Below are 23,055 nucleotides of genomic sequence, written 5' to 3'. Positions count from 1 at the left end.
CGTCTCAAGCCCGCCCATGATGGTGATGTGCTCGTTTAACGACGGTCATAGCCCGACGCACCTGAGCAATATGGATTTGGACTTCGTACTGGTTCTTACTCCATCTGATCCAATTGACTTACGTGGCGTCAGTGACGCAATAGCCTACGCAGCGGAACCCCATCCTTGAGGACCGGCGATTTGATGACGATGTAACTGAAGTACTTGGATATACCGATGTTCTTGTCCAGCAGGCCTTCAATCACTTCCTGATAATGCTGGATGCTGCAAGTCATGAAACGCACCAGGTAATCGTAACCACCGCTGATCAAGTGGCACTCAAGTACCTCATCGACCAAACGGATATTGGACTCGAACTTGGCGAAGTCTTCACGCTTGTGGTCGCTGAGCGTGATCTCAGTGAATACCGTCACCGAGTCGGTGATCTTGGCGAGATTGAGATGGGCCCTATACCCGGAAATATAGCCGGCTGATTCAAGCCGCTTGACCCGCTGCAAGCAAGGACTGGAAGATAGACCCACCGCGTCGGCCAGACTGACGTTGGTCATTCGACCGTCTTTTTGTAGCTCAACCAGGATACTGATATCAATTCGGTCTAGTTTGATCACACCTTCCATCGCGTACCTCTTGATTGCCGTTCAGATGTACAGAGGTTATAGCAAAATCAGCGATGCAAAGATTGCTGATGCTGAGCGACCAAGTCGGCCATGCTAGTGATGTAAAAATCTGCGGAATATTCCTGAATATAATCCTCATGGCCACGGCGGATCAGGCACAAACCAGCCGATTTTGGCGGCTGCGCAGGAGGTCTGGAAACCTGCAGAATATTACTTGGCTCCAGGTTGTTGGCCAGCAACCATGCGCCGTCCTCCAATGGATTACTGGCTCGGGAATGCAGGTCTTCGGGTAAAATTCCCAAACGCTCACAGAGCTGCTCGCGATCTTCAGCATCACGATCGCAGTACACCAGCAACCGATAGAACTTGCGCAGATACAACATGGCGCCGGGCGCGTCCTCGAACAGCGACCAGTTGCATGCCGAACGGGCGAAACTCATGCCCTCTTCCCAACTGGCCTTGAGCCCAAAACGCTCTGCCAGCTGACGATGGGCAAAGCACAATAAGCCACTGAAGCCCAGCTCGGAAAAACGCGGATAGAGCGTGCGCACCACCTCCTCAAACTGAGCCAATACCTCATCCCTGCGCGGCATCCCCAGATGGTTTTCGAGCAACGGTTGCAGGGCCGTCCAGATACCGGAATCCCGATCGACCAAGACTTCGTCGCAATCGATCAGCAATGCACGATAATCAGTCAGGTGCATGGTGTGTAGCCTCCCATGATGCATTCATCAATCCATGTGCTCTAATGCCCTCGGTCGGCGCATTGCTGCATTGCGCCAACCGAGAGCTGAGATTAATCCAACACGCGTAACAACGCCGCTTTAAGAATCGCGTCCGCCGCTCGCCTCCAAAAGTCTTAGCGTACAATTTTTCCGAATTCTTCTGGCTCTCTTACTTCGGCGCGGATCCGGGCGGCGGACAGTAGCTCACGGGCTATACGATCTTGCTCGACCAGCGTGACCACGCTCTGCACTGCGCTTTCATAGGCGCGTTAGTAAGCGCGCGCCCGCTCAGCGCCGAGGCTGCGATAAGGCCGCTATAGTCCTGGGCCGTTGCGCCCGGAGGCTTCAACGACCACCCGCCCGGCGCTTCTAGCACTGCCACGCTGGCCCCCTTCAGGGTCCAGCGCCCGGGCTGCCGAAAGGCCCGTGAAGCCTCCGCCAACGACCACCACGTCGACCCGCACTGGCAGCGCCTCTGTTTGCGTACTGGTGAACACCGGTGCGGTATCGAGCCAGTCAGATTCACTGCGCATGTGCAACCCCTTGCGCCTTGGAGTGGATCAGAGGCCGACCAAGCCAGCCAGCCCACCGATATCGGAGATTTGGCGGTAGCTGTAGTAGTCATTGCCCGGCTGTTCGTGGCCACGGGCGACGAAGGCCTTGTTCTTGATCTTCATGTCCTCGGCCGGCATCAGGTCGTAACGGAAGCTCGAAGAGACATGGAGGATGTCTTCAGGACCGCAACCGAGGTTGTCGATCATGTATTCGAAGGCCGCCAGGCGCGGCTTGTAGGACTGAGCTTGCTGAGCAGTGAACACCTTGTGGAAGGGCACACCCAGCTTGTCGACGTTGGACATGATCTGCTCGTCCATTGCATTGGAGAAGATCACCAGGGGAATCTTGTCGGCGATCTTCGACAAACCGGCCGTCACGTCGGCATGCGGACCCCAGGTCGGCACGGCATCGTAGTAAAGTTGACCCTCACCGCGATATTCGATGCCCCAGCGTTTGCACAGCCGCGACATGGCAGTCTTGAGGATTTCATCATACGGTCGCCAGTCACCCATCACTTGATCCAGGCGATAAGCAGTGAAATCCTTGACGAACTGATCCATCTGCTCAGGGGCAATACGATCGGCGAACAGCTCGCGCGTCAACGGTCCCATCTGGAAGTTAGTCAGCGTGCCGTAGCAGTCGAACGTAATGTACTTGGGGCGCAGAAAGCTCATTAGGATAGTCCTGAAAGTTTGTTAATAAACATGACGCCGCCACCCCCCTTAAGGGGTGATAACACGTCGCAGCTCCACGAACTCATTACAACACTGCGAAACCAGCAGATGGCGTTAAAAGCACGAGCGGGCTGACATATTCCACCGTTTTTCCGAGGGTGATCAGCAGACTTTGCGGAAGCATCGCAGAGCGGCTAATTTCCAGGCCACAGGCACCTTTCGGATCATTGCCACCCTACTCCTAAAGCACATGCAGGCCACCAGATCCGCAGAGAATTCTGTCCGAAAAAAACGCAAGTAAGTGCTTCCGAGGGAAGCACCGGTTGCCATAATTTGCGACGTTCTGACAAATCGATCAGCTGCCAATATCAATCAACACACTCTTGTGGCGCAGGTTTGCCTCGAAGGTTTCGCAACCCAATATCCTAATCGATGCCCGAGCGCTGAAAGGCCCGGTCGGCAGCACATCGTTGACGCTGCATCCAAAGTAGCTGACCCACATCATCTCGGCTTCCAGGCCGCGAATCAGGCGCAGAGCCTGCGCTGCTTCTCGAAGATCAGCACCGTCACCTCCGGAATAAAGCCTTCTCGAGCACGACCGTGTTGCAGCCGTCCAGTTCAAGCCGCGGGTGCGACCGGTAAAGGCGCCGCCCCAAGTTATGTCCGTTAGCATGGAGTGCTCACATTATGTGTTTGAGGGTTTCCAGCTCAACTCGCACTGAGATACTCGAGGCGATGGAACCGCCCGCCAACAACGGTAAGCTGATCAACCAAAGCGATTGCAGAACCACTTGGCCGAGAACGAAAGTCGAGTCGTCCACGGCTAGCGTGGGCGACTCTTATGACAATGGGCTGGCGGAAACTCGGTGGTCGAGGAAAACCCGAAGACCTGAGGCTGACTACACTGGATTGGCGAAACTGGTTCAGCTAACAACTGCTGCTGGAACCCATCGGGAATACTCCGCCAGCAGAGGTCGACGCGCTTATCGACAACTCACCAAGCCGGCTGAGCAGCACCACTCGCAGCAAAGAGCCTGCGAGTTTTCCAGGAATTCAGCTGCCGCCGTAGCGGCTCTAGCGGTGCTACCCCCACCAGTAGGGCGTACTCTTACCTGCAGTTTTTTTGCTGGTGCATTTGACTGTTTACTCAATAACCGCGGGATCGGTCGATGACGTCAGTGAGTGGCTCTCCCCGTTGATGCCGGCGAACGTTCTCCAGCAGAATTGGCGCAGCCGATTCGGGCTGGGTCATGCTCGCCACGTGCGGCGTCAGGAACACCCGTGAATGCGTCCAGAAGGGGTGCTCCATCGGCAGGGGCTCGGGCTCTGTCACATCGAGGATCGCGCGGGACAACTGGCCCGAATCCAGTGCTTCAAGGAGATCCGCATCCACAAGGTGTGGGCCGCGGCCGACGTTGATCAGCGCCGCTCCGGCGGGCAGCGCCGAAAACAGCTCGCGATTCAGAATACCCTTGGTAGAAGGGGTGAGCGGCAACAAGCAGATCAGGACATCGCAACCATCGAGGAAGGGCTGCAACTGATCGGCGCCGGCGAAACTCTCCACACCGTCCAGATCGCGCGGAGAGCGATTCCAACCGCGCAGTCGGAAGCCGTAGGTCGCCAGCCGCTCCAGAACGGCGCAGCCGAGGGAGCCCATGCCCATGACGCCGATCGTGCGGGCCGAAGCAGGTGGCACCTCGAGAGGATGCCAAACGCGCGCATCATTCGCCACCACATAGTCGAAGAAGTCGCGGTGAAGGGCCAGTACTGCGAGGCTTACATACTCCACCATGCCGTTGATGATGCCTGGCTCGACCATCCTGACGAGGGGAATGTGCGCCGGTACGGCGGAAAAGTCGACATGATCGACGCCGGCCCCCGAGGAGAACAGTACCTTCAGCCGGGGTAGCGTGGCCAAAAACTCCGCCGGCGCTTGCCAGGCGATCAAGTATTCAACCTCATTAAGATCGCCGACATCGGGCCAGATCCGGAAGTCAAGGTCGGGGGCATACTCGGCGAAGTAGCTCGCCCAGGCGGCTGCACGCGGTAAATCTGATCGATAGAGAATGCTCATATGGAAATCCTACCAGCCGCCTACCCAGCCGTCGAAGAGCCCTTCGGGAAGGGTCTCTTCATCGGCGCCGCGGAGAAAGTCAAAGTCGCAGCCGAGATGAGCCTGCTCGATGTGTTGGTTGTAGAGATTGCGATAGCCGCGTATATGCTTAGAAAGCGGAGGCTGCCATTCCTTGCGGCGACGCTCTAGCTCTTCTGGGTCGACGCAGAGTTCCAGCCGGCGAGCGGCAACGTCCAGCTCGATGATGTCGCCGTTGCGCACCAGGGCGAGCGGACCGCCGATAGCGGCCTCGGGGGATACATGCAACACCGCGGCGCCGTAGGCTGTGCCGCTCATTCGTGCGTCCGAGATGCGGAGCATGTCGCGCACGCCCCGCGCCATCAGGTGGCGCGGCAGAGGCAACATTCCCCACTCCGGCATTGCCGCACCCACGGGACCGACGTTGCGCAGAATGAGCACGCTGTTCTCGTCGATGCCGAGCGCGGGATCGTCGATCCGGTCGGCGACCGTCTGGACATCCTCGAAAATCACTGCAGGGCCGCGATGACGGAACAGTTTCGGATCCGCGGCGCAGGTCTTCATTACCGCCCCATCCGGCGCCAAGTTGCCCCTCACCACAACCAGTGTCTCGCCTGGCTTTACCGGATTGTCCAAGGGGCGAATAATTTCCGTATCGATGACCTCGGCGGTCTCGATGATTTCGCCGATAGTGCGCCCGTCGACAGTCCGCGCGTCCAAATGCAAGAGCGGCTTGAGAGTCTTGAGCAGGGCCGGCACTCCACCCGCGGTCATTAGCCGTTCGGTCAAATGTTCACCGGCGGGCTGGACGTTGGCGATCAACGGCACACGACGGGCAATCTCGTCGAAGCGATCCAGGGTCAGCGGTACGCCGACACGGCCGGCGAGCGCCAGCAGGTGGATGATGACGTTGGTCGAACCGCCTACCGCACATAGGAGCGTAATGGCGTTATCGAAGGCCCGTTCGTCGAGGATCTCACTAGGGAGGGGAGCGCCTTCGGCGGCCATGCGAACGCTACGACGACCCACCTCGCGGGCGATCTGATTGCGGCGTCGATCGACCGCTGGTACCAGGCTGCTGCCGGGCAGGGATACACCTAACGCCTCGCAAATGGTCGCCATGGAAGAGGCGGTACCCATCTCGGCGCAGTGGCCCGCGGTGCCCATGACGCTGCGTTCGAACGTCCCGAAGTCGCCTTCGGAGAGCTCACCGGCGCGCAACTGGTCGACCAGGCGCCAGACGCCGGTAGCGTTCGCTAGATTCCCGCCAGTCGATGAACGTGGCGTAGCCGGACCACTGGCCAGGAAAATGAACGGAACCCCGGCGCTTGCAGCGCCCATCAGCAGCGCCGGCTGCGTCTTGTCGCACCCTCCGAGTAGCACCACCGCATCGAACGGGTAGGCGCGAATGGACTCCTCGGCCTCCATCGAGAGCAGGTTTCGAAATGGGAACGAGCTCGGTTTGATGATGTTCTCGCTGAGCGACATCAGCGGCGCCTCGAACGGGATGCCGCCCGCTTCGAGAACCCCGATCCTCACCTCCTCCGCAAGAGCGCGAAGATTGAGATTGCATGGGTTGATGTCGGACCAGGTGTTCAGGATGCCTACTACGGGACGCTCCATCAGATCTTCACGACTCCACCCGACTGCCGCCAAGGTCGAGCGATGCACGAAGCCAGGCAGGTCATCCTTGCGGAACCAGCGCGCGCTACGTAGGGGTCGGCCTTGTTTGGTTTTGTTATCGCTCATGAGATCACCTTGCCGTCATATGCTCGGAATAATTCTAATTAGTAGTGCACCAGCCTGCGTACTGGTGAACACCGGTGCGGTATCGAGCCAGTAAGATTCACTGTGCATGTGCAACCCCTTGCGCCTTGAAATGGATCAGAGGCCGACCAAGCCAGCCAACCCACCGATATCGGAGATTTGGCGGTAGCTGTAGCAGGCATTGCCCGGCTGTTCGTGTCCACGGGCGACGAAGGCCTTGTTCTTGATCTTCATGTCCTCGGCCGGCATCAGGTCGTAACGGAAGCTCGAAGAGACATGGAGGATATCTTCAGGACCGCAACCGAGGTTGTCGATCATGTATTCGAAGGCCGCCAGGCGCGGCTTGTAGGACTGAGCTTGCTGAGCTGTGAACACCTTGTGGAAGGGTACACCCAGCTTGTCGACGTTGGACATGATCTGCTCGTCCATTGCGTTGGAGAAGATCACCAGGGGGATCTTGTCGGCGATCTTCGACAGACCGGCCGTCACGTCGGCATGCGGACCCCAGGTCGGCACGGCATCGTAGTAAAGTTGACCCTCACCGCGATATTCGATGCCCCAGCGTTTGCACAGCCGCGACATGGCAGTCTTGAGGATTTCATCATACGGTCGCCAGTCACCCATCACTTGATCCAGGCGATAAGCAGTGAAATCCTTGACGAACTGATCCATCTGCTCAGGGGCAATACGATCGGCGAACAGTTCGCGCGTCAACGGTCCCATCTGGAAGTTGGTCAGCGTGCCGTAGCAGTCGAACGTAATGTACTTGGGGCGCAGAAAGCTCATTAGGATAGTCCTGAAAGTTTGTTAATAAACATGACGCCGTCACCCCCCTTAAGGGGTGATAACACGTCGCAGCTCCACGAACTCATTACAACACTGCGAAACCAGCAGATGGCGTTAAAAGCACGAGCGGGCTGACATATTCCACCGTTTTTCCGAGGGTGATCAGCAGACTTTGCGGAAGCACCGCAGAGCGGCTAATTTCCAGGCCACAGGCACCTTTCGGATCATTGCCACCCTACTCCTAAAGCACATGCAGGCCACCAGATCCGCAGAGAATTCTGTCCGAAAAAAACGCAAGTAAGTGCTTCCGAGGGAAGCACCGGTTGCCATAATTTGCGACGTTCTGACAAATCGATCAGCTGCCAATATCAATCAACACACTCTTGTGGCGCAGGTTTGCCTCGAAGGTTTCGCAACCCAATATCCTAATCGATGCCCGAGCGCTGAAAGGCCCGGTCGGCAGCACATCGTTGACGCTGCATCCATAGTGGTTGACCCACATCATGCGTAAATCTAAAAAGTGTAGGAAGCACCGACCTGTAAGGTTCTGGACGCTCCTGGGTAAGCGTAAACGTTGCCGAATGCCCCTTCCTCATAGTCTTCGTCAGTCAGGTTTTTCACATCCAGATTGAGCCTGATTTTGTCGTTGATCTTGTAGTAGCTCAGCAGATCGACAACCGTGTAGCTGCCCATTGAAAACGCTGTATTGGCGGTCTGCCCTGCGCGCTCATCGACGTACTTGAGACCTGTCCCAAGCCCCAGCCCTTTAAGCGCGCCTTCCTGAAGCTCGTAGACATTGAGCAGGCTGAAGCTGTTCTGCGGAATGTTCATCAGCCGAGTGCCGGACTGGATGACGTTGTCCTTGGTTACCTCGGCATCGACGTAAGCGTAACCGCCAATCACTCGCCATTGCGGGGTCAAGTTACCGGCGACATTCAGGTCAAAACCACGGCTACGCACGTCGCCAGCCGCCACGCTGAAAGCCGAGTCCACAGAGTCAGTGGTGAGCACGTTGCGCTTTTCGATCTGGTAGATAGCCGCATCGACACTCAACTGACGGTCCAGGGCTTCCCACTTGATACCCATTTCATAGGACTTGCCCTTTTCCGGTTCAAAACCACCGCCCTGGCGACTGGCACCGCTATTGGGTTTAAACGAGCGAGCCGTGTCGGCATAGATGGCTACGGTGTCGGTGAGGTCATAGGTCACCCCCACGCGCGGTGTCACGGCATTGTCGCTGGCCTCCCAGCTTTTGCCGCCCGGTACAAAGGTTTCGTAGTCATGTTCGAAGCGCTCGAAGCGGGCCCCGGCCAGGACGCGCAAGCGCTCGGTCAAGGCCACCTGATCCTGGATGAACGCGGCGTAGGTCTTGAGGTTTTCTTTGTCGTTGGTTGGGGTTCGGGTCAGAGCTGGGCGAGGTTGACCATACATCGGGTCGAAGATATCAATTGGGTAGGCACTCACCGCCCCGCTGGAGCGTTGAATGATCGACTGGTAGTCGTAATCCTCGTACTCGACACCGGTCAACAAGGTGTGATCGAAACCGCCTGCGGTGAAATGCCCAGTGAGGTTGAGCTGGGTGTCCTTATCCGTCCACTCCAGCTTGCGGTAGTTGAAGTTGCGGCCCAGAGTGCGTCCATCGGCCGCGACACCATTGGCCTCAACGGCATTGCCCTGCAGGGTGCCATCGAGCCATTGGAAGCCACCGCCCAACGTCCAGTTATCACTCAGCAGGTGTTCGAATCGCAGTTGCGCCATGTTGTTGTCGTTGTGCAACTTGCCAACGTCTTTTTCGCCAAAGAAGGTATCGCGAGACGCGGTGCCGATCTGATTCGAATAGCGCGTAACACCACGATCCAGCGGGTGGTTATTGCGCATGAAATCGCCTTCGAAAACCACCTTAGTATCGTCGGTGGCCTGCCAGGAAAGCACCGGCGTTACGCCGTAACGTTCAGTCTCGACATCATCGCGGAAGGTATCACCGCCCTCGCCCACCACGTTCAGGCGATAGGCCAGGCGGCCTTCTTCATCCAGCGGGCCGGAGGCGTCCAGCGTGCCGCGCTTCATTCCCTGATCATCGAGTTGACTACCCAGGGTCACAGTAGGCACGGCCAGCGGTTGCTTGGAGACGACGTTGAACGTGCCACCGGGATCGCCTCGGCCATAAAGCATGGTCGCGGGCCCTCGCAGCACTTCGAGCCGCTCAATGATGTTTGCATCCGGCATGCTCGGATAACCGCGATTTATCGGGAACCCGTTGCGATAAAATTCCCCGGTGGTAAAGCCACGCACGGTGAACGTGGTCAGCCCCTGGCCCCCGAAATTGTTGGCCCGTCCAACCCCGCCAGCGTAATCCAGCGCGTCCCGCAATCGGGTGGCACTGATGTCTTCGACGACACTCTTGGTCACCACACTGATGGACTGTGGCGTTTCATGGATCGAAGTGTCGGTACGGGTGGCACTGGCCGAACGGGTCGCCCGATAGCCGTCCACTGGCCCCTGCGGGCTTTCAAAGGATGAGATGCCAATGATGTCGGTCGCTTGTAACTCTAACGACGCAGTTTCAGTTGATGATTGTTCAGCCCAGGCGGACTGAGAGATGGCTTGGATCACACATAGAGAAACGAGAGTTCGACGCATAAACATACAACCTTTGAGAAGATACCAGGCGCATTAGGAGCTGGCAGGAATTGAACTTAACAGTATCAATTCTCATTCTCATTTAATAGCTTTTACTTTCAAACAATATTGCTAAATGCATAATTAACCGCACCCGTAACCGTCTTATTGACGAGTTTAGGTGGCCATAAAAAACAGCAAAAATGAAGTGACCGGAGTGGCATCAGTGACGCAATAGCCTACGCAGCGGAACCCCATCCTTGAGGACCGGCGATTTGATGACGATGTAACTGAAGTACTTGGATATACCGATGTTCTTGTCCAGCAGGCCTTCAATCACTTCCTGATAATGCTGGATGCTGCAAGTCATGAAACGCACCAGGTAATCGTAACCACCGCTGATCAAGTGGCACTCAAGTACCTCATCGACCAAACGGATATTGGACTCGAACTTGGCGAAGTCTTCACGCTTGTGGTCGCTGAGCGTGATCTCAGTGAATACCGTCACCGAGTCGGTGATCTTGGCGAGATTGAGATGGGCCCTATACCCGGAAATATAGCCGGCTGATTCAAGCCGCTTGACCCGCTGCAAGCAAGGACTGGAAGATAGACCCACCGCGTCGGCCAGACTGACGTTGGTCATTCGACCGTCTTTTTGTAGCTCAACCAGGATACTGATATCAATTCGGTCTAGTTTGATCACACCTTCCATCGCGTACCTCTTGATTGCCGTTCAGATGTACAGAGGTTATAGCAAAATCAGCGATGCAAAGATTGCTGATGCTGAGCGACCAAGTCGGCCATGCTAGTGATGTAAAAATCTGCGGAATATTCCTGAATATAATCCTCATGGCCACGGCGGATCAGGCACAAACCAGCCGATTTTGGCGGCTGCGCAGGAGGTCTGGAAACCTGCAGAATATTACTTGGCTCCAGGTTGTTGGCCAGCAACCATGCGCCGTCCTCCAATGGATTACTGGCTCGGGAATGCAGGTCTTCGGGTAAAATTCCCAAACGCTCACAGAGCTGCTCGCGATCTTCAGCATCACGATCGCAGTACACCAGCAACCGATAGAACTTGCGCAGATACAACATGGCGCCGGGCGCGTCCTCGAACAGCGACCAGTTGCATGCCGAACGGGCGAAACTCATGCCCTCTTCCCAACTGGCCTTGAGCCCAAAACGCTCTGCCAGCTGACGATGGGCAAAGCACAATAAGCCACTGAAGCCCAGCTCGGAAAAACGCGGATAGAGCGTGCGCACCACCTCCTCAAACTGAGCCAATACCTCATCCCTGCGCGGCATCCCCAGATGGTTTTCGAGCAACGGTTGCAGGGCCGTCCAGATACCGGAATCCCGATCGACCAAGACTTCGTCGCAATCGATCAGCAATGCACGATAATCAGTCAGGTGCATGGTGTGTAGCCTCCCATGATGCATTCATCAATCCATGTGCTCTAATGCCCTCGGTCGGCGCATTGCTGCATTGCGCCAACCGAGAGCTGAGATTAATCCAACACGCGTAACAATGCCGCCTCAAGAATTGTCAGCGCTTCGTCGATCTGATGTTCTTCGGTTACCAGAGGAGCCAGGAAGCGCAGCACATTGCGGTACACCCCGCATTTGATCACCAACAGTCCACCCACCCTGGCCTGATCGATCAGTTGTTGGGTGAGTTCGGCATCGGGGCTGCGGGCCTTATCGTCTTTGATCAATTCGATTGCCAGCATGAAGCCAGTGCCGCGCACATCACCAATGCGAGGGTGACGTGCCTGCAAGCGCAGCAGGCCCTGACGCAGCCGCTCGCCCAATACCCTACCACGCTCGAGCAACTGATCTTGTTCGTAAGTTTCGATCACCGCCAACGCGGCGGCACAAGCCAGCGCGTTACCGCCATAGGTACCTCCGAGACCACCGGGTAACGGCGCGTCCATGATGTGCGCACGGCCCACCACGCCCGATATGGGCAAACCACCGGCGAGGCTCTTGGCGACAGTGACCAGATCGGGCTGAATCCCGGCGTGCTGAAAACCGAACCATTTGCCGGTACGACCGAAACCTGTCTGAATTTCATCGAGAATGAGCACGATGCCATGTTGGTCGGTCAGAGCCCGCAGCGCCTGGAGAAACTCCGGCGGTGCCGAAAGGAAGCCTCCGTCACCCTGCACCGGCTCGATGATGATCGCAGCTACCCGATCCGGAGCGACTTGGGTCGCCAGCAACTCATTCAGGGCTTGCAGCGCCATCTCGCTACTGAAACCGCGATAGGCGTTAGGGTATGGGGTATGGAAGACTTCGGGAGCGAAGGGCCCGAAATTCTGCTTGTAGGGTTGGCTCATGCCGGTCAAGGTGGTACCGAGCAAAGTGCGCCCATGGAAACCGCCACGAAAAGAGATGACCGCTGGACGATTGGTATGCGCGCGGGCGATTTTCACCGCGTTCTCCACAGCCTCTGCACCGGAGGTAAACAGCGCCGCCTTGTAGGCTTCGCGACCACCGACCAACTCGCACAAACGCTTTACCAGATCGAGATAAGGTTTGTATGTCACCACCTGGAAGCAGGCATGGCTAACCTTCTGCAACTGGGCTTGCACCGCTGCGACCACCTTCGGATGATTGTGGCCGATGTTCAAAACGCCAATGCCACCGACGAAGTCCAGGTAGCGCGTCCCATCGACGTCCCACATCTCGGAACCCTTGGCCCGGTCGATGACCAGCGGATGTGCCGTGACCAAACCCCGTGGCACGAATTGATCGCGCTGACGGAGCAAATTCGGGGTTTCTTCGACTTTACTGTTCATGGCATCTCCCATAATGAACCTCGCAACCGGGAAACGGCTGCGATGTGTCCCACAGGTTAAGCTTTCGACGCAATTGTCTAAGCCGAACTTGGCCTATGAGAAATTCGGATCGACTGTTTTCACCCCGATAAACAGCAGAATCCTTCAGCCGGCTCCAGCTCCATGGAATCTGCCGACATGCGCCCCATACAACGCAACGTTACGCGTTTAAGCAGACTCTTTCGAAATATCCTGCTCTTCCAGTCGGGCATGCTGGCTACTCCCTATCTAATGCGAGAAGTTACCCATGGCCCTGCTCTATAAAGCCGACCCGGTACGCGGCGAACAATGGAAGCGTCTATTCGCTGAGCACGCTCCGGATATCGAATGGCGTGCCTGGCCGGACATCGGCAATCCGAAAGATATTCGATACCTCGCGGCCTGGCAGGCGCCGGATGATCTCGAAACATTGTTGCCAAATCTGCAGGTACTGTTCGCTTTGTCGGCCGGGGTCGACCAACTTGACCTTGACCGTCTGCCAACGACCCTGCCGGTGGTGCGCTTACTCGACCCGAGTATCACCCGAGGCATGTGCGAGTACGCCGGTTTTGCGGTACTCAGCCTGCACCGGGATATGCTCCGTTATCGCCAGCAACAAATGGCTCGGTGCTGGCAGGCTCACCTGCTGCAACCTGCAGCCAAACGTCGTGTAGGTGTCATGGGGCTCGGCACGCAGGCGCAACAGATTCTTGCCACCTTGCAGACCTTTGGATTCGCCTTATCAGGCTGGGCACGCAGCGAGCATCGCATCGCCGGGGTGGACTGCTTTGCGGGTGCCGAGCAACTTCCGGCCTTCCTCAGCCAGTGCGACATCGTACTTTGTGTCCTGCCATTGACCGAGCAGACTAAAGGGATTCTCAACCGTCAGTTGTTCCAGCGCCTGCCCAAAGGCGCTGCCTTGGTCAACATGGGCCGGGGTGGACACCTCATAGAAGAAGATCTGCTTGAGGCTCTTGCCAGCGGCCAGCTCAGTGCTGCTGTGCTCGACGTACTGGAACACGAGCCGGCAGCGCCGGATCATCCCTTCTGGAAACATCCGAAGATATTGCTGACACCGCATATCGCTGCGATGACCCAACCGGAAAGTGCGTTCAGCGTGTTGCTGGAGAACATCCGCCTGCATCAACGTGGTGAGTCAATGCGTGGCCAGGTTGACCGCAAGAGAAGTTATTGACCACCGGTTGTCAACTCGACAGTGGCAACCGCCCTGCGCCAGATTTGCTACTTCACAGACAGGCAAATTTGGCGCCATACAAAGCGCTCCTGATTTTTAATCCCATATTGCTGTTACTCCTCAGCGGAAAAACCAGCCGATATTTGCTGCTGAGCTTACCCCCCCGATTGAGCAATAACTGCGGCTCGTGAAGCCGTAACTTATGCAATCTACCGAATTTAATGCAGCCCATTGTCAGGTCTCGCCGTAGCTGCGATACACCCATCGCTGCGGGTGGGGTGATCGTTAGGATTCTCCCGGGGTTCCTTCGCAGTGGTTTACCTGAGCTGTCGCAAGGGCATCGCCTGCCGCGCAGATTACCAACACTAATAAAATCAAATGGGGTAAGCGATGAACATCGCAAAACTAAGCTCTCTCTCCTTGGCTGTCATTGCCGCCACCACGCAATTGGCAATAGCGGGCCAGCAACAGGAAGCCGATGGCTTCATTGAAGACAGCAGCCTCGGGTTGCTCAACCGTAATTTCTATATGAATCGCGACTTCCGCAATGGCGGCAGCAACAGCCAGGGCATCAACGGCTCCAAGCCGGCCAGCGAGCGCAACGGCTATCGGGAGGAGTGGGCACAAGGGGCCATGCTCAACTTCGCCTCCGGCTTCACCCAGGGCACCATCGGTTTCGGCACCGATGCCTTCGCGTACGGTGGGGTCAAGCTGGATACTGGCGGCGGCCGGGCCGGTAACGGCCTGCTGCCGATCAGCAACAACCGCACCGCCGAAGCTGAAGTACCGGATAGCTACGGTGAGATCGGCGGCGCAGTGAAGATGCGCATTTCCTCTACCGTGCTGAAGTACGGCGAACAACGCCCGACCGCTCCGGTATTCGCAACCGGCGACAACCGCTTGCTACCGGAAACAGCTACCGGCTTCCAACTGTCGAGCAAAGAGTTCGACGCGTTTTCTTTCGAGGCTGGCCACTTCACTGCGTTCAACAATCGAGCCTCGACCAACTCCGATGATGGGCTATTCACCACATACGGGGGAACCGAAGCTGACAGTGTCGACTTCTTTGGCGGCACCTATAAAGTCAACAACAACCTCAGCTTGATGGCGTACACCAGTGAGGCCGTCAATGTCTGGCGTCAGCATTTCGGCAGTGCCTCCTATACGATCCCGCTGGCGAACCAGCAATCTCTGAATTTTGGTTTAACGGCCTATAAGACCAAGGACCAAGGCGATGCCCGTGCCGGTAAGCTGGACACCACAAGCTGGTCGGCGAAGGCGGCCTATTCCATCGGTGCCCACAAGGTCACCCTGGCTTATCAGAAGATCGATGGCGACGAGTATTTCGACTACATCGGTGTGGACTCGATCTGGCTGGCCAACTCGATTCAGTACTCTGACTTCAACGCCCCCAACGAGCGTTCCATCCAGGCTCGTTATGACCTGAATATGGCGACGTTCGGCATACCGGGGCTGACCTTCATGGCCCGCTATGTCAAAGGCGATCAAATCGATGGCACCAAGGCCGATCCGAACGGTGCCTATGCCAACAAGGTGGGTGACGACCAGAAGGAGTGGGAGCGTGACTTGGAAGCAAAATACGTTATCCAAGAAGGGACCGCCAAGGACTTGTCCTTCCGCCTGCGCCAGGCCACCCATCGTGCGACCTCGTTCGAGAGCGATATCAACGAAGTCCGCCTGATCATCGAGTATCCGTTGAGCATTCTGTAACGGGTCGATCCCGGCCGGTTTTGCCTGTGGACCGGCCGGCTTTCTTGAAGGCCGGCTCCTTGCTCCCTTAGCCTTGAGGCGCCCATTCGGGCGCCTTTTTTTTTGTAATGTAGCCATCAGGAGTGTCTTTTGCTTTGACCTGCATCCTGAAATCCGACCCGGTATTTGCTGCCGATAATGTTTCTCATTTGAGCAGTAAATGTGGCCTGCACAACCATCGCTGAAGGAATCTGCCGAATCAATGGCCGCCTCTTGCCAGGCCTCGCAGCAGGTGAGATACCCATACTTTCAGCGGAGAAATCCGAGCAGTCACACTCCCAATCTATGGAGATCTGTCATGTCCAACTCGCAACGCCCAGCGTATAGCTATCGTCCCATGACCCCGGCCGATGTGCCGTTGGCTCACGCCTTGTCCGTGCAGTTGAAATGGCCCCACCGTCTGGAGGAATGGGCCATGTTACAACGTGTCGCGCAGGGTTTTGTCGTAGAAGACGCAGGCCGCTTGATCGGTACCGCGTTCACCTGTCCGCAGGGAGATTACGCCACCATCGGTCTGGTGATCGTCAGTAATGAGTACCAAGGCCAGGGCATTGGTCGCAAGCTGATGGAACTGGCACTTGAGGCTTGCGGATCACGCACCGCCATACTCAATGCAACGCTGGCCGGTGCCCCACTTTATGCCAGCCAGGGATTCGTGGACTTTGGGCATATTCAACAACATCAGGGACATGCGCTGCCTCCTGTACCCAATGACCTGCGGACCGACGAGCGCTGCCGTCCCCTAACCGCTGCCGATCGGACCGACCAGATCCGCCTGGCCAACGCTGGCAGCGGGCTGAACAGACACGCGGTGCTCAATGATCTGTTCGATATTGTCGAACACTCGGTCGGTATCGAGCGCGAGGGTCAGCTGCGCGCCTTCGCCATGCTGCGTCCATTCGGCCGTGGTCGCTGCATCGGCCCGGTCATCGCGGAAAGTCCAGAGCAGGCCAAACACTTGATCGCGGTGTTGTTGGCCCAAGTGCCGGACGCATTCGTGCGCATAGACATTCCGTCCGACAGCGGACTGGCCCCTTGGCTCGAAGAAGCAGGGCTGAAACAGGTCGACACCGTTGCGCAAATGGCTCGTGGTACCCCACCGCAGGCTATCGGCACAGTGCGCCAGTTTGCTCTTGTGACTCAGGCCATCGGCTGACACCCCCACCGTTACATCCAACGCTACACAATGCATTTTCCTGGAGGAAGACCTTCATGCTCGAGCCCACTGCAGTGCTGTTGGCAAACGCCGACGGCAGTCCCGTTCTAACAAAATTCACCCCCGGTTCGTTGGGGACCAACGATCCTTTCGAAAGGCATATTGCTTATTTCGGGCCGGATGACATTGCTGCCGGCGTGGTCCAGGCGAGCGGACAATTCAGCGTCGATGAGTATCCCTACAGCGAAACGATCGTGATACACGCGGGGCAAGTCACTCTGCAGAGCCAGGATGGCACGCTGCAACTCAATCCTGGTGACAGCGCCGTAATCGCCCGCGGCACTTCGGTTCAAGTCGAGGCGCAACCCGACTCTCTCTGGGCATTCTGCGCCGATACCCAACCTGTCGAGGCGTGCAATCCCGGGTTAACGACTCTCCCTCCGCAAACCCTGCTCTCTCCCTCGGCAGCACCAGGTACAGAAATTCTGCTAAGCCCGGCACCGCAATGTCGCTCGCACACGTTGTTTGTCGAAGACGCCACCAACCTGCGCATCGGCGTCTGGGACTCGACACCCTATACCCGCAGGGCGAGGCCGCACATGCTGCATGAACTGATGCACCTGATCGAAGGCAGCGTCACCCTCCAGGTGGCGGACGGCACCCATCTGACGGTCAACACTGGCGATACGGTGTTCGTACCCCGAGGCACCCCTTGCGCCTGGAAGAGCAGCGTCTACGTGCGCAAGTTCTACGTCTGCAAGTAACTCGGACGGCGTTAGCGCCGGCAGATGGATTTCTCCTCCGCCGGCCCCCCCCCACCCAATTGATCAATCACTTGCGGAGTTCAGACAATGGGATTAGGTGGCTTCAGTACCGGAAAACTCCTGATCATCCTGTTGATCGTGGTCATGCTGTTCGGAACCAGGCGCCTGAAAGGCTTGGGGTCGGATCTCGGCGACACGATCAGAGGATTCCGCAAATCCATGGGCGACGATAAGCCAGTCACTGAGGAGTCCAGCAACCCGCCCATTGACGCTCAGGTGCGTACGCTCGAGGACTCGGTAAAAAAATACTGAACCCTAACTGTATCGGCTTTAGCGAACGGCTATTGATGGTACAGACAGTTCTGAAGAGATCACTAATCGCGGCATTGAAGCCTTTGGGCGCGACAAGCGCCCAAGCTCTAGTCGACAATTCAAAAAGAGGTGAGAAGCGGGAATGGAAGTGCAGCTGATGTCAGACAAGTCTGTCACTGGGGAAGTATTCTGGGAGCACGTGGGCGCAGCCTATCCTGAGCAGCGACCCCTATTGAACCTGAACAACGCGGCCGTGAGTCCGCCGCCGCTGGTGGTAGAGCAGGCCATGATCGATGCCTATCGGCTGATCAGCCAAAACCCGGACGTCAATATGTGGAGCAAGCTCGACGCCGAGCTCCCTGCGATCAAGCAACAACTGGCTGACATGGCCGGTTGCGATCCCGATGAGATCGCCCTGAACCGCAACTCATCCGAAGGCTTGTCGACAGCCATCTTCGGCATTCCATTGAAGGCCGGCGACCAGGTGCTAGTCTCACTGTGGGACTACCCGAGCGTAATAGCCGGATGGTTGCAGCGTCAGCAGCGCGAAGGCATCGAAGTGGTGACCGTCGACTTCGACCTGATGGACGATGAGAATGTCATCGTGCAAGCGTATGCGCAGGCAATTACCCCGCGTACCCGGGTGATCCAGCTGACCCACATGCTGCACTGGACCGGGCGGGTCCTGCCGGTCAAGCGCATCTGTGCGCTAGCCCGGGCGCGTTCGATTATCACGGTGGTGGATGGTGCCCAGACGTTTGCGCAGATACCGCTCAGCTTCCGCGAACTTGATTGCGACTACTTCGTCACTAGCCTCCACAAATGGCTGGGTACGCCGGTCGGCAATGGCATGCTCATTGTCAGGCGCGACCGAATCGACAGTACCTGGCCGTTGCTGGGGCCTTTCGACCCTCCGCCGTTACAGATCGACAAGTTCGACCACTGGAATCTCGGCACCTATAACTCGGCGATACAGGCGGGCATTGCCCCTGCTATCCGTTTCCATACGCAAATCGGCACGCAAGCCATTCACGCGCGTCTACAGGAGCTGACCCGCTACTGGGTTGACCTCGCCAAAGACATTCCCGGTTTTAGTCTTCACACGCCACTTGATACCGTCGAGCTGGGCGCAGTAAGCCTGTTCTCTATCGATCAATGCGATGCTCGATGGGTGGAGCAAGAGCTTCGAAAAACCCACAACGTTCATGTCAAGTTTCGCGAAATCAGACATATAAGCGGACTTCGGGTTTCGCCGAGCATCTACACGCAGAGGAGCGATCTGTGCCGCTTTGTCGAAGCGCTAAAGCAGGTGATTGCAAGCAGGTAGCCCGGCGGCCCAGGGGATACACTTGAGACCCGCAGAGGCAGTGGCTCCCTGAAGGTAGCTTTGGTGTGTTCCCCCCACCGCTGCTAGATGCCATCACCCGGGGAGTACAAGGGGTTAACTAAATCGTAACTTTTTGCCAGGCGTTCGATGCTGCCATCACGTTCCAACTCCACCAGGATCTTATCGAGACGCTGCATGAATTTGGGCTTGTAAGGGTAAGCCGTAGCATTGAGCCGGGTATATCCAAGGTACCCCGCCTCACCGGAGAGCCAAGGTCCTTCAACCAGCCAGTTGAGGTCACTCTGGGCAAAGACGCCCTCGCGCTGCATCTGCTCAAGTTCCCATTGGACCGACAGGCGGTCATTGATATAGACATCTATTCGCCCATGGTAGAGCCTGGCCAGGTTGGTACGATTGTCGTTGGCATAACTCTGTTTCAGAACCCCTTTAGCGAGCATGCTTTGGTAGTCCTCATCGGCAATGCTCATGAACCCTCTGTTCACGCCAATATGTAGACCGCTATAGCCGAACGGGAAGTGTTCGACTGGTCGTATACGCGCCAATTCTGCGCGCACAAAGACGACGACCCTCTCCCTCAATATAGGTCGCGAGTAATCCATCCACGGCCGTGCGATGGGTCGATAGTAGGGTGGATAGAGAGCGAAGGCGCGGCCGCTGGCCACTTCCGCCAGACCGCGCGCCCAGGGCACGGGACGAATGTGCACGTTGTATTCCGGCATGCGGGTAAAGGCGGTGCGCAGAATATCGGTGTAAAGCCCTTTGGCCTCATCCCCTTCGGCATAGCTGTATGGTGGATAGCCGGCGTCACAGAGAATGACCACGTCTATGGGGGCGCTCGCCCAACTCTTGGTGTGCATGGCGCAGCCCACCAAAACCATCAATAACAACCGCATACTCAACTTCCTTCACATTTCTTTCATCCCTCCTCGCAGATCCTTCGCAACACTGAAGGAAAGAGCAGTTAGAAGCGGGTCCACTACACAGGCGCCCAGCAGGCCACCTTGAGAAGAAACTGTCAGAGGGGTATTTGCGCGCGATAAAAAAAGCCCGCAGTGAGACGGGCTAAAAGGGTGACAACAAGAATGAATAGAGCAGTCAGCCGACCTGGTGTTTCCTCAGTTCAAAGCGCCGCGGCGATTGCCGATCCGACATCCTGGGTCGAGCCCTGTCCACCCAAATCAGGGGTGATCGGTCCCTCGGAGATAACCTGCTCGATGGCCTTGAGAATACCGTCATGGGCCGCACGGTAGCGCTCATCGCCATTGCCCAGGAAGTCCAGCATCAAGGCACCGGACCAGATCATCGCAATCGGATTGGCAATGTTCTGCCCATAGATATCGGGCGCCGAGCCATGGACCGGTTCGAACAGCGAGGGAAAGCGCCGCTCCGGATCGAGGTTGGCCGATGGAGCGATGCCGATGGTACCGGCACAAGCGGGTCCCAGGTCGGACAGAATGTCACCGAACAAATTCGACGCCACCACCACATCGAAACGATCCGGCTGCAGCACGAAGCGCGCACAGAGAATGTCGATGTGTTGCTTGTCCCAGCTGACGTCCGGGTACTGCTCGGCCATTAGCGCCGTGCGCTCGTCCCAGTAGGGCATGCTGATGGAAATGCCGTTGGACTTGGTCGCCGCCGTCAGACGTTTGCGCGGCCGGGTTTGGGCCAGGTCGAAGGCGAACTTGAGAATCCGGTCCACGCCGCGCCGGGTGAACACCGACTCTTGCAGCACGAACTCATGCGCGGTGCCTTCGAACATCTTGCCGCCGACCGACGAATACTCGCCTTCCGTGTTCTCGCGAATCACGACGAAATCGATGTCCCCGGCTTCACGTCCGGCGAGTGGGCACGGCACACCGGGAAACAGCCGCACCGGACGGATGTTCACGTATTGGTCGAAGTCACGGCGAAACTTCAGCAATGAACCCCACAGGGAAATATGGTCCGGCACCTTGTCCGGCCAGCCCACGGCGCCAAAGTAAATCGCGTCGAAGCCCTTGAGCTGTTCGAACCAGTCGGCGGGCATCATCTGCCCGTGTTCCAGGTAGTAATCGCAGTGAGCCCAGTCGAGCACTTCGATGCTCAAATCCAGTTGCCATTTTTTCGCGGCCTGCTCCAGTACCCGCAGCCCTTCCGGCAAGACTTCCTTGCCGATGCCATCGCCGGCAATCGCGGCGATTCTGAATGGTTTGCTCATCAATCGTGGCTCCTCAATGTCCTGTTCAAACGGTGACCGGATCACAGCCCACCGATGTGGAAGGCTTTGACTTCAAGGTATTCATCCAGGCCGTACTTGCTGCCTTCACGGCCCAGACCCGATTGTTTGATACCGCCGAATGGGGCGACTTCCATGGAAATGATCCCAGTGTTGAGGCCGACCATGCCGAATTCCAGCGCCTCGCCGAATCGCCATGAACGGCGCAAATCCTGGGTGAAGAAATATGCGCCCAAGCCATAAGGCGTGGCATTGGCCAGGGCCAGCGCTTCTTCTTCACTGGTAAAGCGCATCAGCGGTGCAACTGGGCCGAAGGTTTCTTCGTTGGCCAGCAACATCCCGGCGTGGGTCTCACCGAGAACCGTTGGCTGGACGAACTGGCTGTCGCCCTCAGGGATACCGCCACAAAGCAGAAGAGCGCCCTGACTCAAAGCATTTTCGATATGCCGGGCAACCTTGCTCACCGCCGCTGCATTGATCAGAGGGCCGATGGTGGAATCCGCGTCCAGGCCATTGCCGACCTTGAGTTTGCCCACCTCCTCCACCAAGCGCTGGGCGAAGCGCTCGTAAATCCCATCCTGCACCAGAATCCGATTAGCGCAAACGCAGGTCTGGCCAGCGTTGCGGAACTTGCTGAGCATTATGCCGGCGACGGCCTGCTCAAGGTCAGCGTCGTCGAACACAATGAACGGCGCGTTGCCGCCCAGTTCTAGGCTCAAGCGCTTGATGTGTTCGGCGCTCTGGCGCATCAACAAGCGGCCGACGGCGGTCGAGCCGGTGAAGGAAATCTTGCGCACGCTCGGGTTGCCGGTCAGCTCTTCGCCGATGCCGGCGGGCATGCCGGTCAACACGTTGAACACCCCGGCCGGGATGCCGACGCGTTCGGCCAACACCGCCAACGCCAACGCAGACAACGGCGTCAGGTCCGAGGGTTTGACGATGATCGGGCACCCGGCCGCCAACGCCGGCGCGCATTTGCGGGTGATCATCGCGTTGGGGAAATTCCACGGGGTGATCGCGGCGCACACACCCACTGGTTGCTTGAGGGTCAGCAGTCGGCGGTCACCGCTGGGGGCCGGCATGGTTTCGCCGTAGACCCGTCGGGCCTCCTCGGCGAACCATTTGACGAAACCGGCGCCGTAGCGAATTTCGCCTTTGGCTTCGTTCAACGGTTTGCCCTGTTCGCAGGTCATGATCAGCGCCAGGTCGTCGAGGTTGTCGATCATGGCCTGATACCAGCGCTCAAGCAGCGCCGCACGTTCCGCCGCCGGGCGGGCGCGCCAGGCCGGCCAGGCTTTTTCGGCGGCTTCAATGGCGCGACGGGTTTCCGCGCCTTGCATCGCCGGTACGCGGCCAATTAGCTGGCCGTTGGCCGGGTCGATGACGTCCAGGGTGGCGGCGTTGTCAGCGCTGATCCACTGACCGTCGATATAGGCGAGTTCTGCCAGCAGGCTGGGGTCTTTCAGGCGATTCTTGAGCATGGTCGAGTCCTGTTCCGAGACAGCCTTCAGTCTATTGCGTCACCACAGGCGAGGATGCTGAAAGCACCGCCCCGGCAGCCTTCAATGCTGAAAATCAGCATTCGACAGCAACCTCTACTGTTGATTTGTGATGGCTATCGTCACGCTCCCCTGTGCC

20 protein-coding genes and 1 pseudogene are annotated in these 23,055 nt (G+C 57.5%); 6 read left to right on the top strand and 15 right to left on the bottom strand.

Annotated features, from left to right (window positions below; genetic code table 11):
* Window positions 1-128: 128 nt before the first annotated feature.
* From QOM08_RS13070 to gabT, 12 genes and pseudogenes are all read right to left on the bottom strand, one after another.
* Complete coding sequence (locus QOM08_RS13070; protein ID WP_316913137.1) at window positions 129-617, bottom strand: Lrp/AsnC family transcriptional regulator; 489 nt, start codon at window positions 615-617, stop codon at window positions 129-131.
* Between the two features lie 47 nt (window positions 618-664).
* Entirely contained in the window at window positions 665-1,321 is a 657-nt protein-coding gene (locus QOM08_RS13065; protein WP_316913136.1) for a 2-haloalkanoic acid dehalogenase, read from the bottom strand.
* 200 nt (window positions 1,322-1,521) lie between these two features.
* Window positions 1,522-1,875 (bottom strand): annotated as a pseudogene (locus QOM08_RS13060) (FAD-dependent oxidoreductase); the annotation flags it as partial.
* 27 nt (window positions 1,876-1,902) lie between these two features.
* A complete protein-coding gene (locus tag QOM08_RS13055; RefSeq protein WP_316913142.1) occupies window positions 1,903-2,571 on the bottom strand; it encodes a haloacid dehalogenase type II in 669 nt (222 codons plus the stop codon).
* Between the two features lie 355 nt (window positions 2,572-2,926).
* On the bottom strand, window positions 2,927-3,244 hold the full coding sequence (locus QOM08_RS13050; protein WP_316913141.1) for a hypothetical protein: 318 nt from the start codon (window positions 3,242-3,244) through the stop codon (window positions 2,927-2,929).
* A gap of 474 nt (window positions 3,245-3,718) precedes the next feature.
* Window positions 3,719-4,645: a glyoxylate/hydroxypyruvate reductase A gene (locus tag QOM08_RS13045; protein ID WP_316913140.1), complete on the bottom strand. Its 927-nt coding sequence runs from the start codon at window positions 4,643-4,645 to the stop codon at window positions 3,719-3,721.
* Between the two features lie 9 nt (window positions 4,646-4,654).
* Window positions 4,655-6,412 (bottom strand): dihydroxy-acid dehydratase, encoded by a 1,758-nt coding sequence (locus tag QOM08_RS13040; RefSeq protein ID WP_316913139.1) that lies wholly within the window; start codon window positions 6,410-6,412, stop codon window positions 4,655-4,657.
* 135 nt (window positions 6,413-6,547) lie between these two features.
* Window positions 6,548-7,216: a haloacid dehalogenase type II gene (locus QOM08_RS13035; protein WP_316913116.1), complete on the bottom strand. Its 669-nt coding sequence runs from the start codon at window positions 7,214-7,216 to the stop codon at window positions 6,548-6,550.
* A gap of 513 nt (window positions 7,217-7,729) precedes the next feature.
* Complete coding sequence (locus QOM08_RS13030; RefSeq protein ID WP_316913138.1) at window positions 7,730-9,856, bottom strand: TonB-dependent siderophore receptor; 2,127 nt, start codon at window positions 9,854-9,856, stop codon at window positions 7,730-7,732.
* Window positions 9,857-10,058: 202 nt separating this feature from the next.
* Window positions 10,059-10,547 carry an Lrp/AsnC family transcriptional regulator gene (locus tag QOM08_RS13025; RefSeq protein WP_316913137.1) on the bottom strand — a complete coding sequence of 163 codons (489 nt, stop codon included), beginning with the start codon at window positions 10,545-10,547 and terminating at the stop codon, window positions 10,059-10,061.
* 47 nt (window positions 10,548-10,594) lie between these two features.
* Window positions 10,595-11,251: a 2-haloalkanoic acid dehalogenase gene (locus QOM08_RS13020; protein ID WP_316913136.1), complete on the bottom strand. Its 657-nt coding sequence runs from the start codon at window positions 11,249-11,251 to the stop codon at window positions 10,595-10,597.
* A 92-nt stretch (window positions 11,252-11,343) separates the two neighbouring features.
* A complete protein-coding gene (gene gabT, locus QOM08_RS13015; RefSeq protein WP_316913135.1) occupies window positions 11,344-12,636 on the bottom strand; it encodes a 4-aminobutyrate--2-oxoglutarate transaminase in 1,293 nt (430 codons plus the stop codon).
* Between the two features lie 286 nt (window positions 12,637-12,922).
* On the opposite strand from gabT, the gene QOM08_RS13010 reads away from it, so the two are divergent.
* The 6 genes from QOM08_RS13010 (at window position 12,923) to QOM08_RS12985 (ending at window position 19,178) form a co-directional block, all read left to right on the top strand.
* The gene (locus QOM08_RS13010; protein WP_316913134.1) at window positions 12,923-13,849 is read left to right on the top strand and encodes a glyoxylate/hydroxypyruvate reductase A; all 927 of its coding nucleotides are present in this window, start codon (window positions 12,923-12,925) and stop codon (window positions 13,847-13,849) included.
* A 390-nt stretch (window positions 13,850-14,239) separates the two neighbouring features.
* Window positions 14,240-15,580 (top strand): OprD family porin, encoded by a 1,341-nt coding sequence (locus QOM08_RS13005; RefSeq protein WP_316913133.1) that lies wholly within the window; start codon window positions 14,240-14,242, stop codon window positions 15,578-15,580.
* Between the two features lie 337 nt (window positions 15,581-15,917).
* Complete coding sequence (locus QOM08_RS13000) at window positions 15,918-16,775, top strand: GNAT family N-acetyltransferase (RefSeq protein WP_316913132.1); 858 nt, start codon at window positions 15,918-15,920, stop codon at window positions 16,773-16,775.
* Between the two features lie 56 nt (window positions 16,776-16,831).
* The gene (locus QOM08_RS12995) at window positions 16,832-17,539 is read left to right on the top strand and encodes a cupin domain-containing protein (RefSeq protein WP_316913131.1); all 708 of its coding nucleotides are present in this window, start codon (window positions 16,832-16,834) and stop codon (window positions 17,537-17,539) included.
* An 87-nt stretch (window positions 17,540-17,626) separates the two neighbouring features.
* Window positions 17,627-17,851, top strand: coding sequence for a twin-arginine translocase TatA/TatE family subunit (gene tatA, locus QOM08_RS12990; protein WP_316913130.1), 225 nt, complete (start codon window positions 17,627-17,629; stop codon window positions 17,849-17,851).
* A gap of 142 nt (window positions 17,852-17,993) precedes the next feature.
* Window positions 17,994-19,178: an aminotransferase class V-fold PLP-dependent enzyme gene (locus QOM08_RS12985; RefSeq protein ID WP_316913129.1), complete on the top strand. Its 1,185-nt coding sequence runs from the start codon at window positions 17,994-17,996 to the stop codon at window positions 19,176-19,178.
* 83 nt (window positions 19,179-19,261) lie between these two features.
* Here QOM08_RS12985 and QOM08_RS12980 read toward each other — a convergent pair whose 3' ends face one another.
* From QOM08_RS12980 to QOM08_RS12970, 3 genes are all read right to left on the bottom strand, one after another.
* Window positions 19,262-20,092, bottom strand: coding sequence for a substrate-binding periplasmic protein (locus QOM08_RS12980; protein WP_316913128.1), 831 nt, complete (start codon window positions 20,090-20,092; stop codon window positions 19,262-19,264).
* Between the two features lie 227 nt (window positions 20,093-20,319).
* Window positions 20,320-21,399: a tartrate dehydrogenase gene (locus tag QOM08_RS12975; protein ID WP_316913127.1), complete on the bottom strand. Its 1,080-nt coding sequence runs from the start codon at window positions 21,397-21,399 to the stop codon at window positions 20,320-20,322.
* Between the two features lie 41 nt (window positions 21,400-21,440).
* Entirely contained in the window at window positions 21,441-22,898 is a 1,458-nt protein-coding gene (locus QOM08_RS12970; protein WP_316913126.1) for an NAD-dependent succinate-semialdehyde dehydrogenase, read from the bottom strand.
* Window positions 22,899-23,055: the final 157 nt, after the last annotated feature.

The sequence above is a fragment of the Pseudomonas sp. P105 genome (genome assembly GCF_032614175.1).
Taxonomy (GTDB): Bacteria; Pseudomonadota; Gammaproteobacteria; order Pseudomonadales; family Pseudomonadaceae; genus Aquipseudomonas; species Aquipseudomonas rhizophila.
Note: the sequence above shows the minus strand (reverse complement) of the source record. Positions and strands in the feature narration are given on the sequence as shown.

What these genes read in the sequence shown, in the direction of transcription:
- QOM08_RS13070 (WP_316913137.1), bottom strand. Translation starts at nt 617, where the DNA reads ATGGAAGGTGTGATCAAACTAGACCGAATTGATATCAGTATCCTGGTT.
- QOM08_RS13065 (WP_316913136.1), bottom strand. Translation starts at nt 1,321, where the DNA reads ATGCACCTGACTGATTATCGTGCATTGCTGATCGATTGCGACGAAGTC.
- QOM08_RS13055 (WP_316913142.1), bottom strand. Translation starts at nt 2,571, where the DNA reads ATGAGCTTTCTGCGCCCCAAGTACATTACGTTCGACTGCTACGGCACG.
- QOM08_RS13050 (WP_316913141.1), bottom strand. Translation starts at nt 3,244, where the DNA reads ATGCTAACGGACATAACTTGGGGCGGCGCCTTTACCGGTCGCACCCGC.
- QOM08_RS13045 (WP_316913140.1), bottom strand. Translation starts at nt 4,645, where the DNA reads ATGAGCATTCTCTATCGATCAGATTTACCGCGTGCAGCCGCCTGGGCG.
- QOM08_RS13040 (WP_316913139.1), bottom strand. Translation starts at nt 6,412, where the DNA reads ATGAGCGATAACAAAACCAAACAAGGCCGACCCCTACGTAGCGCGCGC.
- QOM08_RS13035 (WP_316913116.1), bottom strand. Translation starts at nt 7,216, where the DNA reads ATGAGCTTTCTGCGCCCCAAGTACATTACGTTCGACTGCTACGGCACG.
- QOM08_RS13030 (WP_316913138.1), bottom strand. Translation starts at nt 9,856, where the DNA reads ATGCGTCGAACTCTCGTTTCTCTATGTGTGATCCAAGCCATCTCTCAG.
- QOM08_RS13025 (WP_316913137.1), bottom strand. Translation starts at nt 10,547, where the DNA reads ATGGAAGGTGTGATCAAACTAGACCGAATTGATATCAGTATCCTGGTT.
- QOM08_RS13020 (WP_316913136.1), bottom strand. Translation starts at nt 11,251, where the DNA reads ATGCACCTGACTGATTATCGTGCATTGCTGATCGATTGCGACGAAGTC.
- gabT (WP_316913135.1), bottom strand. Translation starts at nt 12,636, where the DNA reads ATGAACAGTAAAGTCGAAGAAACCCCGAATTTGCTCCGTCAGCGCGAT.
- QOM08_RS13010 (WP_316913134.1), top strand. Translation starts at nt 12,923, where the DNA reads ATGGCCCTGCTCTATAAAGCCGACCCGGTACGCGGCGAACAATGGAAG.
- QOM08_RS13005 (WP_316913133.1), top strand. Translation starts at nt 14,240, where the DNA reads ATGAACATCGCAAAACTAAGCTCTCTCTCCTTGGCTGTCATTGCCGCC.
- QOM08_RS13000 (WP_316913132.1), top strand. Translation starts at nt 15,918, where the DNA reads ATGTCCAACTCGCAACGCCCAGCGTATAGCTATCGTCCCATGACCCCG.
- QOM08_RS12995 (WP_316913131.1), top strand. Translation starts at nt 16,832, where the DNA reads ATGCTCGAGCCCACTGCAGTGCTGTTGGCAAACGCCGACGGCAGTCCC.
- tatA (WP_316913130.1), top strand. Translation starts at nt 17,627, where the DNA reads ATGGGATTAGGTGGCTTCAGTACCGGAAAACTCCTGATCATCCTGTTG.
- QOM08_RS12985 (WP_316913129.1), top strand. Translation starts at nt 17,994, where the DNA reads ATGGAAGTGCAGCTGATGTCAGACAAGTCTGTCACTGGGGAAGTATTC.
- QOM08_RS12980 (WP_316913128.1), bottom strand. Translation starts at nt 20,092, where the DNA reads ATGCGGTTGTTATTGATGGTTTTGGTGGGCTGCGCCATGCACACCAAG.
- QOM08_RS12975 (WP_316913127.1), bottom strand. Translation starts at nt 21,399, where the DNA reads ATGAGCAAACCATTCAGAATCGCCGCGATTGCCGGCGATGGCATCGGC.
- QOM08_RS12970 (WP_316913126.1), bottom strand. Translation starts at nt 22,898, where the DNA reads ATGCTCAAGAATCGCCTGAAAGACCCCAGCCTGCTGGCAGAACTCGCC.